Source organism: Actinomadura violacea (assembly GCF_017573465.1).
Lineage (GTDB): Bacteria > Actinomycetota > Actinomycetes > Streptosporangiales > Streptosporangiaceae > Spirillospora > Spirillospora violacea.
Genome location: NZ_JAGEPF010000004.1, coordinates 206287 through 218645 on the forward strand (window position 1 = coordinate 206287; position 12359 = coordinate 218645).

The 12359-nt window shown below is 71.0% G+C and carries 8 protein-coding genes; 5 read left to right on the forward strand and 3 right to left on the reverse strand.

The genetic code is table 11. The features are described 5' to 3' along the window. Positions 1-141: 141 nt before the first annotated feature. Complete coding sequence (locus tag J4709_RS06840) at positions 142-2211, forward strand: UvrD-helicase domain-containing protein (protein ID WP_208238518.1); 2070 nt, start codon at positions 142-144, stop codon at positions 2209-2211. Here J4709_RS06840 and J4709_RS06845 read toward each other — a convergent pair. Beyond that, positions 2189-3700: a serine/threonine-protein kinase gene (locus J4709_RS06845; protein WP_208238165.1), complete on the reverse strand. Its 1512-nt coding sequence runs from the start codon at positions 3698-3700 to the stop codon at positions 2189-2191. The genes J4709_RS06840 and J4709_RS06845 overlap by 23 nt on opposite strands. Before the next feature lie 54 nt (positions 3701-3754). After that, on the reverse strand, positions 3755-5809 hold the full coding sequence (locus J4709_RS06850) for an HsdM family class I SAM-dependent methyltransferase (RefSeq protein ID WP_307801046.1): 2055 nt from the start codon (positions 5807-5809) through the stop codon (positions 3755-3757). 219 nt (positions 5810-6028) lie between these two features. On the opposite strand from J4709_RS06850, the gene J4709_RS06855 reads away from it, so the two are divergent. From J4709_RS06855 to J4709_RS06865, 3 genes are all read left to right on the forward strand, one after another. Next, positions 6029-6913, forward strand: coding sequence for a ribonuclease HI (locus tag J4709_RS06855; RefSeq protein WP_208238169.1), 885 nt, complete (start codon positions 6029-6031; stop codon positions 6911-6913). A 388-nt stretch (positions 6914-7301) separates the two neighbouring features. After that, positions 7302-7706 carry a DUF4352 domain-containing protein gene (locus J4709_RS06860; protein ID WP_208238171.1) on the forward strand — a complete coding sequence of 135 codons (405 nt, stop codon included), beginning with the start codon at positions 7302-7304 and terminating at the stop codon, positions 7704-7706. 22 nt (positions 7707-7728) lie between these two features. Beyond that, positions 7729-10161 carry a hypothetical protein gene (locus tag J4709_RS06865; protein ID WP_208238173.1) on the forward strand — a complete coding sequence of 811 codons (2433 nt, stop codon included), beginning with the start codon at positions 7729-7731 and terminating at the stop codon, positions 10159-10161. Positions 10162-10180: 19 nt separating this feature from the next. Here the strand turns inward: J4709_RS06865 and J4709_RS06870 are convergent, their stop codons facing one another. Continuing rightward, complete coding sequence (locus J4709_RS06870; protein WP_208238175.1) at positions 10181-11596, reverse strand: carotenoid oxygenase family protein; 1416 nt, start codon at positions 11594-11596, stop codon at positions 10181-10183. 267 nt (positions 11597-11863) lie between these two features. On the opposite strand from J4709_RS06870, the gene J4709_RS06875 reads away from it, so the two are divergent. Beyond that, positions 11864-12355 carry a hypothetical protein gene (locus tag J4709_RS06875; RefSeq protein WP_208238177.1) on the forward strand — a complete coding sequence of 164 codons (492 nt, stop codon included), beginning with the start codon at positions 11864-11866 and terminating at the stop codon, positions 12353-12355. Positions 12356-12359: the final 4 nt, after the last annotated feature.

Consider the following 12359-nt stretch of genomic DNA (forward strand, 5'->3'; position numbering starts at 1 on the left):
AAGGTTCCCCCAAAGCTCGGTAGGCGGCGGGAGGGACGAGTGTCCGGAGGCGGACATGGTGGTGCAAGGTTCAACTATTGGGGCGGAGGCTCCTAGGATGGGGGGCTTACAGAGCGTCAGGTGCCGGGAAAGGGTGCGGAGTTGGCTCAGCTGGCCATCGCCAATTCGTTCATGCCGCAGTACGCCAAGCTGGAGCCGAAGGTCCGCAGGAGCGTGGAGGCGGCGTTCGCGAAGTTCGCCGCGCACACCGAGGCCGGGCTGCACCTGGAGAAGCTGAACAACGCGAAAGACCCCCGGATCCGGACGATCCGGATCGACCTGTTCTGGCGCGGAGTCGTGCTGGCGCCGGAGCAGGGCGACGTGTACTGCCTGCTCGCGGTGCTCGGGCACGACGACGCGATCGCCTACGCCAAGAGCCGGAAGTTCTCGGTCAACCAGGCGATCGGGGTGCTGGAGGTCCGCGACCAGGTCGCGCTGGACCAGATGTCGCCCGCGCTGGAGAAGGCCGCCGAGGGCACTGTTTTCCGGCTGCTCGGGCACGTTTTCGACAAGGACCTGATCCGGCTCGGAATCGACGAGGAACTGATTCCGCTCGTCCGGTTGCTGACGACCGAGGCGCATTTGCAGGCGCTGGAGAAACTGCTGCCGGAGCCGCAGTACATCGCGCTGCTCGCGCTGGCGACGGGGCAGAACGTCCAGCAGGCGTGGGCGGAGGTCGCGCAGTGCCTTCCGGCGGAGGAGGAGCCGCGGCCGGTCGACCCGGACGACCTGGTCACGGCGATGCGGCGGACGCCCGGGGAGGTCGCGTTCGTCAGCGGTCCGGAGGAGCTCGCCGACATCCTCGCGCACCCGTTCGACACGTGGCGGATCTTCCTGCATCCGGTGCAGCGGCGGGTGGCGCTGCGGCCGTCCTACAGCGGCCCGGCGCAGGTCACGGGCGGTGCGGGGACGGGCAAGACGGTCACGGCCCTGCACCGGGCGCGGTTCCTGGCGGAAAAGGGCGGCCGGGTGCTGCTCACGACCTTCACCAAGAACCTGGCGCAGGCGCTGGACCGGCAATTGGGACTGCTCGTCGACGACGAGGAGGTGAAGGGCCGCATTCACGTGAAGAACGTGGACGCCATCACCTATTCGGTCGTCGGCCGGCACCATCGGCCGAACATCGCCGGTCCGGACGTGCTCGATTCCCTGTGGGAGGACGCGGCGGCCGGGACGCCGTTCTCACCGGCGTTCCTGAGCCGGGAATGGGAGCAGATCATCCTCGCGCAGGACCTGCAGACCGAGGACGAGTACCTGGCGTGCACGCGGACGGGACGCGGCGTCCCGCTGGGGAAGGCGCAGCGGTCGGTGGTGTGGCGGGCCGTCCGGGAGGTGACCGGCGGGCTCGCGGCGGCCGGGAAGTCGACGTTCCCGCAGCTGGCGAACGAGGCCGCCGACCTGGCGGAGCGGCCCGAGTACGACCACGTGATCATCGACGAGGCGCAGGACATCCATCCGGCGCAGTGGCGGCTGCTGCGCCGGCTCGTCGCCGAGGGCCCGGACGACCTGTTCATCGTCGGGGACCCGCACCAGCGGATCTACGACAGCCACGTGTCGCTGGCGAGCCTCGGCATCAACGTGCGGGGGCGCAGCACGAAGCTGCGGCTCAACTACCGGACCACGCAGGAGATCCTCGCCTGGTCCGTGCCGCTGCTGGGGCTGGGGCCGGCGCAGGGCCTGGACGACTCCGCCGACACGCTGGACGGCTACCGGTCCCCGATCCACGGGCGCCGCCCCGGGGTGCGGCCGTTCACCGACCCGGACGAGGAGCTGGACGGGCTCGCCGCGCAGGTGCGGGCCTGGCTGGACGAGGGCGTCGAGCCGAGCGCGATCGGCGTCGCCACCCGCTACAACTACGTCGCACGCAGGATCGTCGAGCGGTTGAAGGACACCGGGATCGCGGCGTACCACGTGCCGAGCAAGTCGGCGGGTGTCCGGGTCGGAACGATGCACAAGATGAAGGGGCTTGAGTTCCGGTGCGTCGCGGTGGTCGGGGCGGACGAGAACTCGCTGCCGTCGGCCCGCGCCATCACGCCGGAGGAGGAGGACCCGAAGGCGCACGCACAGGACGTCCAGAAGGAGCGGTGCCTGCTCTTCGTGGCGTGCACGCGCGCGCGGGACAACCTGTACGTGTCGTATGCGTCGTCGCCTAGCCCGTTCCTGCCTGCGTGAGTTCGTCCAGCAGGGCCGTGAGGTCGGCCATCTGCGGATGGTGGTCGCCATAGAGGCCCTGTAGGTCGTCCACCAAGGAGGAGAGCTGTTCGCGGGCCTCGTCGGTGCGGCCTGCGGCGAGGTTCAGGCGCGCGATGCTCTCCCTTAGCCGGAACGCGGACGCGTTATAGGGGCCTTCGTGGGCGACCTCGTCGAGCAGTTCGCGCATGTGCCCGAGGGCGGTGTCGGTGGCGCCCAGTTGCGCCTGGCAGATCGCCTCGCGTTCGCGGCAGTGCAGGACGTCGCGGTCGTCGGGGCCGCTCCATTCCGCCAGGGCCACGGCGGCGGCGCGATAGGCGTGGACGGCCCGCCGGTAGTCGCCTCCGTTGAAGAGCACGTCGGCGAGGTCCAGGCGCAGCCCCGCGAACTCGGGGTCGTCGTCGCCGAGCGCTATGCGGGCGGGCTCCGCGGTCTCGGAGAGCAGTTCGGCGGCCTGCGTGTACCGTCCGGCGGCGGCGAGCTCGGCCGCCTCCTCGCGTATCCGGGCGACGTCGTCCGGCGTGGGCAGCTCAGCGGGCTCTTCCGTACGTGGCGCCGGTGCACTGCCCGTCAGTTGGATGCGGGTGACGGCGTTGGAGTACAGGCGTGATGGTGCAGTCGCGTCCACGGCTCCCGGCAACGGTTCCAGCGCCGCGACGAACTCCATGAGGCGGTGGTAGACCTCCTCGGCGTCGCCCGGGCGGTCGGCCGGTTGCTTCGCGAGAAGCTGCAGGACGAGCGCGTCGAGACCAGGCGGAACGTCCGTGCTTAGCCGGCGGGGTGGCGTGGGTGTCTCGTCCTCATGGCGGCGCATCACCTCATACGGCGTCGCCCCAGGGAACACCTGGCGTCCGGTGAGCATCTCGTACAGGACGCAGCCGACGGAGTACAGATCGCTTTGCGGACCGGGACTCCCATACACCTGCTCCACAGCGGTGTAGCCGGGCGTGTAGGGCGCGCCTAGGCCGGTCGTGGTCCGCCGTACATCCCCTGGGCCGAGCCCAACGGCAGCGCCGAAATCGAGAACTTTCACCGAGCCGTCCCGGCACAGCATCAGGTTGCTCGGCTTCAGGTCACGGTGCACCAGCGGACGCTGATGCGCGACGCTCAGCACTGCGCACACCTGCGCCGCGATGAGCGCGGCCCACGACACCGGCAGCCTCTCGTAGGCATCGAGGAGATGGTCGACCGTCATGCCCTCGACGTACTGCATCACCAAGTAGAACGAACCATCGTGGCTGCCGAAGTCGTAGACCGTCGGGACACCTGGATGCTCGAACCAGGCCGTGCTACGCGCTTCCTGCTCGAACCGCCCGACGAGCGACTCGTCCCCCACACGCGTGAACTTGACGGCGAGGCGGCGGTCGAGGACCCGGTCGTAGGCGCGCCACACCTCGCCCATGCCGCCGCGCCCGATCGGCTGATCGAGCTCATAGCGTCCGCGCTCCCCGAGGAGATCGCCCCGCTGCAACGCCCACCTCTTCTGCCGGGGTCGGCCTTCCCGACGCATCCCGCGCGTCCGGAATCAGCCTTCCGGACGCAGCGTACCGGCGCCGAGCCCCTCCAGGCCGAGCCGCACGACCGTCCCGCCCAGCTCCTGAAGCTCCCGCAGGCCCGCCTCCAGGTCGGCCAGGCGTCGGAACGCGGCGCCGAGCTCCTCCTGTTCGCCGCGGGTGAGGCGCGGCAGCCGGGCGCGGCGGACGTCGAAGCGGGCGGTCGAGGTCGAGCTGCGCAGCCGGGCGTCGCGCGCGCCGAGCCGCAGCCAGCCGGCGACGAAGTCGGGGTCGGCGCGGGCGGGGTCGACGCGGACCAGCGCCAGGCCGGGGCCGAGCACCGCGCCGCCGTCGCGGACGACGCGCGCCACCGGGTGGCGGGCGGCCATCGGGACGACGACGTCTCCGGCGGCGATGCGGACGTCGTCGGGGCCGGGCGCGGCCGAACCGGTGGCGCCGCGGCCTTCGATGACGTCGTCCAGGGTCAGGGCCGGGTCCGGGCCCTCCTCCGGCTTCACCTTGACGCCGGAGCGCAGGATCTCCAGGACTCCGCCCTTGGCGAGTTCACCGATCGTCGTCATGGCCGCTTCGTCGCGCGCCTGGGCCTCGGTGAGGGCGGACAGCCCCGACACCACGCCCGGTAGCTCGGCCATCTTCTGCTCTAGGCGTTCCCATTCCGCGGTGAACGCGCCTACGGATTCCGTCGCGCCGCCCTGCGGCAGATAGCGCGCGGGTGTCAGATCCACCTCGTCGTCGAGCAGATCGATGATGCGGACGACGACGCTGCGGCCGGTGCCGTCGTCCGCGGCCTCGGGCTTACGGAGGTAGCGGCGCCATGCCTCCAGAGCCACGTCCTGGAAGGCGTCGGGCTCCGCTGAGGTGTCGACCATGAGGACGTCGTCGGCGGGGTGGTCTCCTGGGGCGGGCCTCCTCAGGATCCACACCGTCAGCGCGACCGCCATGTTCGGGACGGCGCCTGCGGGCAGCCCTATGACCGCCCTTAGCGTGCCCCTACGGAGCAGCTCGGAGCGTATGCGTCGGCCGGAACGGCGGTTGGCCACGGCCGGAGGCATCAGCATGACGACGCTTCCGCCGGGACGCGCGTGCGCGAGGCCGTGCTGGAGCCATGCGAGTTCCGACTCCATGCGCGGTGGCAGCCCGTACTCCCAGCGCGGGTCCCCGGTCAGCTCCTCGTAGCCCCAGCTTCGGTCGTTGAAGGGCGGGTTCGAGACGACGAGGTCGGCCGTCCGGCCGGTGAACGCGTCCGCGCGAAGCGAGTCACCGGGACATACCTCCGCGCGCGCGCCGAGCAACGCCAAGCGGATCGCGGTCATGCGCGCCGTCGTGTCGTCGATCTCCTCGCCGAGCAGCAGGCCGGTGCCGTCCCCGGACGTCTCGTGCGCCATGGTCAGAAACGCCCCCGTCCCGCATGCGGGGTCGAACACGGTGGCGTCCGCTTCCGCTCCCGCGTCGTCGGGCCGATGGGCACTGCGGCCGAGGTCCAGCATCAGCCGGACGACCGGCTCCGGCGTCAGGTAGACGCGGCGGCTGTGGTGCTCCAGGTAGCGGGTGCGCAGGAACTCGAACGTCTCGGCGGCGCCCAGCTCGTCCGCGAGCTCGGCGAGCGTCCGGACGACCGCGACCTGCTCGCCTGACAGCCGGCGCGGTAGCGCGGCGGCGTCCGCCAGGCCGGGGACGAGCGCGGCCGCATCGCGGAGCGCCCCCGGCAGGCCGACGGCGACGTCCTTGTCCGGCCTGCTGGAAAGGCCGCGCCATCCGGCCGGGTCGCCGTTCAGGTAGAGCAGGAAGGCGCCCGCAAACGCCAGGACGCCCGCGAGGTCGGCGTCCCCGGCGACGGTTTGGCGGAGCGTCTGCCACACGCGCTCGCGCACCGGCGACCCGGTCAGCTTGCCCTGCCCGAGCAGCCAGCCCTCCACCTCGGCGAGGGAGAACGCGGGGCTGACCGCGGTCCCGCCGACCGGCCGCGGGAAGTCGTCGTGGCGGCGCCGCCAGTTGCTCACGGCCGCCCGCCCGACGCCCGCCAGGCGGGCGATGTCCGCCGCGGTCACCGTCGCGTCGTTCGTCACGGGCACTCCCATCAGCCGAGCCCAGGGCCGGTTCCGGCGGCCTCAGCCTAGCGCCCCGGTTCCGGCCGCGTTTCAGCGGTTGATCACATTCACACTAGCCACCTCGTGATGCCCAGACCAGCCCACAGCGACCCGTATGAAATTGGTTGATTGCATTCACAGTCTCTCGTGTGGTTTGCTGTGTACGTCACCGCCCCCGAAGAGCGGAGTTGACCGATCATGTACGCCCCGACGATGCCGCTCACCGAGTTCGATGGCGCGCAGGCGATCGCCCCGCCGGCCGTCGCCGCCCGCACCCAGCGGCTGCGCGCATGCGCGACCCGCGCCGCGGGATGCGCGTGCTGTGGCGTCGCACGACGGCTGCTGTGGCTGTGCTTCGCCGCCGTCCGGCACGGTGACGCCGGAATCGCCGAAATGCTCGCCACCGAGGCCGAGCACTACGTCGACCGCGGGACCCATCCGGAGGGCTGCCCGCAGGTCCCGCGCCCCGCCGGACGGCGCGGCGGCAGGACGCCGGCACAGGGGCGGGTGCCCGGCCCGGCCGGGCGCTCAGGCGTCCTCGTCGCCGCGACCGACGCCGGCTGGCGGCGCGGCACCTGCGGGCTCGGCTACGTCGTCGACGACGGCCGGTGGGGCATGCACGGCTGGACGTTCGGCCCGCAGGACCCGACCGGCCCCGCGAGGGTCCTGGTCAGCGAACTGCGCGCGGTCGGGCTGCTGCTCGACCGGCTGGACGGCGACGGCGCCGACGCCGGTCTGGTGCTGCTGCTCGACAGCCTCCCGGCGCTGCGGTACCTGCGGGCCTGGCGGCGCGGCGACACCGGCCGCATGCCGAACGGCTACGACCTGCGGCCCCGCCGCTACGGCGCCGTCCCCTCGCTCGTCCGGCTCGCCGGCCGGGTGGCGCGGATGCCCGGGCTGCGCGTCGAGCACGTCAAGGGGCATTCCGGTCACCCGCTCAACGAGGCCGCCGACTCGCTCGCGTCGATCGCCCGGCGCCGCGCCATCGAGGTCTTCGACTCCACCGCCCGCGCCGGAAGCCTCGTCGAGGCGTTCCTGCGGGACTGGCACCACTCCCCCGACTCATCCGGCCTCGCGGCCTGACCGATCCATGGAGCCCGACATGGCCCCCGACCAGCCCCACGCCCCGCGCCCCGTCCCGCCGTCGGTGCCCCAGCCCCCGCCCGGCGCCGTCTTGCCCCCGCCGGGTGTGGTCCCGCCGCCGCCCGGCCACTTTCCCCGCTACAACGGCCCCGTTCCACCGCCCGGATATCCGCCGCCTAAGCAGAAGGGCAAGGGCTGCCTGTACGCGGTCATCGGTACCGTCGCAACGCTCTTCCTCATGGGCGCTTGCGGCGTGATCGTGGGCGCGACAGCGGACAGCCCATCGGCGACACCGAGCACGTCCCACGCAACGTCCGCGCGTAAGGCGTCCAGCCCGAAGAGCACTCCGAGCAGGACCGCCAAGGCGACACCATCGAAGACGGTCGTCGTGAACGGAATCGGCCGGGAGTACCGCGACGGAAAGTTCGCCTTCACCGTCACCAAGGTGAAGAAGGGCGTGAAGCGGGTCGGGGACGAGTATTTCGGCAACACCGCACAGGGCCAGTACGTCCTCATCTACGTGACCGTCGAGAACATCGGCGACAAGGCCCGCACCTTCACCGCCGGGAACCAGACCCTCTACGACACCAAGGGACGCAAGTTCGACACCGACGGCGGCGCCACCGTGATGATGGGCGACGAGTCGAAGTCGTTCCTCGAGCAGATCAACCCGGGCAACTCCGTCGACGGGATCCTCATCTTCGACGTCCCGCGCGGCATCCGCCTCAAGGCCCTGGACCTGCACGACTCCGTGTTCTCCGGCGGCGTCACCGTCCCCCTCGGCAACCGCTGACCGTCCTTCGAGGAAGAACCCCTTGTCTGAGATCTCTTGGGCACTGACCGTGCCGCAGCCCGCGGCGTGGGCGATCGCCCACGGCCATCAGGACGTCTACGACCGCTCCTACTCCACCGAACGGCGCGGCCTGCTCGCCATCTGCGCCGGCGAGTCGACCGACGAGGTCCTGCTACGGCGGACCGCCGAGTTGACGGGCCTCCCGCAGGAGGAGGTCATAGCGGCCTGCACGGGCCGGAACGAGATCGTCGCCGTGGCGCGGCTCGTGGACGTGTGCGACGGACGGTCCTGCACCTGCGGGCCCTGGGCCGGCAGGCGGTTCGTCCACTGGCGCCTCGCGGACACGGTGCTCCTTCCCGATCCGGTGCCCGCACCGCGCGCGCTTGGGATCTGGCGGATGCAGCCCGTCCTCGCCGGAGAGGTCGAGGAGCAGTGGCGGGCCGCGTCGGGCGCCGGGCGGTCCCGCGCGGTCGGCGGGCGCCGCGACTCCGCCGCGCTGCGCGACGAACTGCTGCCGCTCCCGTCCACCGCGGAGGGGTACCGGCGGGTCCTGCTGCTCGGCACCACCGGTGCGGGCAAGACCACCGCCGTCCGGCAGCTGCTCGGCACCGACCCGGCGACCGAGCGGTTCCCGTCCACGTCCGCGGCGAAGACCACCGTCGCCGACACCGAGATCATCATGTCCGGCGGCGGCCGCTACCACGCCGCGGTCACCTTCGCCGGACGCGACGAGATCGCCGGGCACCTGCGCGACAACGTGTGGGAGACAGCGAAGGCGGTGTTCGAAAGGCGGCCCCCGGACGTCGTCCAGGACAAGCTCCTCGACCACGTCAGCCAGCGCTTCAGGTTCAGCCACGTGCTGGGCCGCGCGGCTCCGCCCGGGCCCGCCGGCCCGGACGACGACGTCGACGAGTTCGAGGACGAGGCGGACGGCGACGAGGCGCCGGGCGTGCGGGCGGCCGATCCCGCGACGACGGAACTCGTCCGGTCCGCGGTCCAGGCCGTCCGGGCCGTCGTCGCGGGAGAGCTCGCCGGCCTTTCCGTCCGCCGTGCGCCCGGCGACGACGACCGCACCGACGAGGAGATCGTCGAGGACGAACTCGAGAACCGCGTCCGCCGCTCCGCCGTCTGCGAGCGGATCGTCGAGACGCTGCTGGCGGAGATCGCCGCGCGCTTCGACCTGCTCGAAGCGGGCGACCTGCACCGGGACGGCGACGGCTGGCCGGTGTCGTGGACCTGGGACTCAGGCGACCGCGCCGAGTTCCTGCGGGTCGTCACCCGGTTCTCCAGCAATCGGGCCGCCCTCTTCGGGCGGCTGCTGACGCCGCTCGTCGACGGGATCCGGGTCCGCGGACCGTTCCGGCCGCTGTGGGCGGAACGCGAGGCACGGCTCGTCCTCATCGACGGCGAGGGCCTCGGGCACATCCCCGGATCGGTCGCCGCGGTCTCGACCCGGCTGCGCAGGCGGCTGGACGAGGTCGACGCGATCGTCCTGGTCGACAACGCCCAGCAGCCCATGCAGGCCGCCCCCGTCGCCGTGATGCGCACGGCCGCCGCTACCGGCAACGGCGAGAAACTCCATTTCCTCTTCACCCACTTCGACCTCGTCACCGGGGACAACCTGCACACGGTCGCCGACCGGAAGAGGCATGTGCTGGCCTCCGCCGAGAACGTGTTGAACGAGATCCGCGAAGAACTCGGGATCGCCGAAAGGGTCCTGCGGCGCCGGCTGGACGAGGCACGGCATTTCGTGGGCGGCATCGAAAGGGCCCTCGCCCCGGACCGTGCCGATCCGCGACCGAAGGCGGCCGCCCGCACGATGCGGGAGCTCAACGCCCTGCTCGATGCACTGACGGCGGACCCCGTCCCGGTCGAGACGGGCCCGTCCCGGCCCGTCTACCGGACCGCGGACCTGACCGAAGCGGTGGCGGAGGCCGCCCGCGGCTTTCACGGCCAGTGGCGCGCCACGCTCGGCCTCGCCCACGACCCCCGCGTGCCGAAACGGCACTGGGCGAGTGTGAAGGCGCTGACCAGGCGCCTCGCCGAGGGGCATACCGACGAGTACCAGGATCTGCGTCCCGCCGCGAGCCTGCGCACGATGCTGGAGGACGCCGTCTACCGGATGCTCCAGCGGCCGGTGCGATGGACGGGGCCGGAGCCGGACGCGGAAGATCAGGAGGTCGTCGTCGGCGACGTCTCCGGCGCCCTGACACGCCGCCTCATCGGACTCGTCGACCGGCTCGTCACGGAAGAGCCCCGCCCCATTTGGAAGCGCGCCTACGAGGAGCACGGAAAGGGCTCGACGGTCCGCCGGGCGCATCTCGTCCTCGATGGCATCTATGCGGAGGCCGTTCCCTTCCCGACGAACAGGACTGCATACGAGAACAGTTTCTCCGACGCGGTGGCCGCCGCATTCAAAGAGGCCGCCGCAGAATTGGACCTCGCTCTCGAATGACGCGGCCCTCCTCCCACGGTCAGGACGTGGCGGCCACCCGGTCGGTGAACGAGCCGTGGAAGCCCATCGGGATGTGGTGGCGCAGGTGGGCGACGGCGAGCGGCTCGGCCTCGACGTCCCGGGCATCCAGGATCAGCAGGCGCGAGCGGTGCTCGTCCGGGTCGTAGGCGAGGGTCAGCAACCAGCCGTCCCCTTCGTCCGCGTCGGGCGCACGGGGCACGAACACCGGCTCGCCGAACCCATGCCCGGGCGGCAGTTCGTGGGTCGTCCGGCGGCCGGTGACGTGGTCGTACGCGTGAACGCCCGTACTGGTCTTCGTCCGGCCGGCGAAATAGGTGTAACGGTGCGGGCGCCCGGCCTGCCGGACGTCGGCGTGCGGCAGTTCCATCGGCCCCGCGCACACTTCCTGCTCCTCGATCCTTCCGGACGGGGTGACGCGGTAGCGCATCAGCGCGTCACCCCAGGGGAAGTCGCTGGTCCGGAAGTCGCGGAACCTGGTGGCCACCTGGTCCCAGTCGGCGAATCGCACGAATTCCACAACGATGTCGTCGCCGTCTTCGAAGGCATTGACGAAATGAAACCCGAGCAGAGCCTCATGCTCGATAATCCGCCCTTTACCGCCGTCCCGCGGAACGATCGCAAAACACGTCGGACGATGCGGCTCATACGTTAGGGCGTCCGCAATGGACCCGGTTCCCAGCAGGATCGGCGCCACCTTCGGAATGACCGGGTTGATGACGAACACCAGATGGCGCCGAGTGAGCGCGAAGTCATGGTTCCACGGACTGTACGGCAGCGATATCCGCGGCATGTGCTGCAGCTTCCCGCCCGGGTCGACCCGGTAGCAGCGCAGGCTCCGCAGCCGCGTGAAGTCCATTCCGAAGTTGAACAGCTCGCCGGTCTCCGGACAGCGCGACGGATGCGCCGAGAAGGCGGACATCAGCTTCAGCCGTCCATCGAACGAATGCTCGCCGATGGTCTCGAGGCTGTCGGGATCCAGCCGGTACGGACGGCCCCCTTCCCACAGCGCCAGCAACTGCCCGCCGTGCAGGATCACCCCAGTGTTGGCGACGTTCGCCGGCGGCCGCAGCATGTTGCCCGCCACCCCGCCCGGCCGCTGCGTCCCGAGCCCGCGCAGCCCGACCCGCCCTTTCCGCTGCCCGAAACGGTAATGCCTCGTTCTTACGTACCGATTCCGGTAATGGATCCGCCCGTCACCCGGGAACGCGAACAGCGACAGCATTCCGTCACCGTCGAAAATGTGGTCGAGCAGGGTCTCGCCGACCTGCCAGCGCCCTGGACCGTTCCGATAGAGCGTCCCGACCAGACCGTCCGGAAGGCGCCCGTCGATCTCGCCGATCTCATAGTCGTGCTCCTCGGCGAGCGCCTCGTAAAGCCCATGCCACGCCTCGACGCCCTCGACCGCTGCGGTCACGTCCGACTCCTCACCGACGAGATCCCGGTCAGCGAAGCGTCCCACACCGTCCGCACGTAGTTCAATACCTAACGACTACCCCTCACCAGGCAACTCACACCGCCCCCGAAGTATCCACTCCCGAGCAGGCGCAACCCGGCGCCACAACGGCAGCCCGAAATGCCGGTATCCCTCGACAGTGCCTTTGACAGCCGCGTTGCGCTTCGGAAAGATCGCTGTTCAAGTCCCCGCGCCTCATGGTTCCTCGCTCCCCACACGGAGGTACTCGTGCCGCCGACGCCCCCAGGCCTGCCGCCGAACACGCGCGCCTGGCCCGGACTCGACAGCAAGGGCCCCGACCTCGTCGTCGGCGACTTGAAGACCCTGGCGCGCAGGCTCGAGAAGCAACTCGAGGAAGTGATCTCGACGGCCACCGCCCACCTGCAGGCCGCCGGCTCCGCCGCGCCCACCGCCTACGGCCAGTGGGACGCCGCCTCCCAGCTCGCCTCGACGGCGTCCACGGCGCACGCCGCGATCACCGACCACCACATGCGGTTCATCTACGCCATGCAGGCCGTCGTGAAGAAGCTCTACGCAACGGCACACGTCTACGACGAGCACGAAGCCGCGATCGAGGCAAAGATCCGGAAGCTCAACCGGCTGCTCGGCGGGGATCCGATGCCCCCGACCAAGAAGACGTCAACACCGAAGACATCGGACGCGGGACCGACATGGCCTGTTTCAGGTTCCGGACCGACATGGCCACTGGCAGGGGACTAGGACG

Excerpts from the sequence above, each read along its gene's own strand:
- J4709_RS06855 (WP_208238169.1), top strand. The coding sequence starts at position 6,029 with ATGTACGCCCCGACGATGCCGCTCACCGAGTTCGATGGCGCGCAGGCG.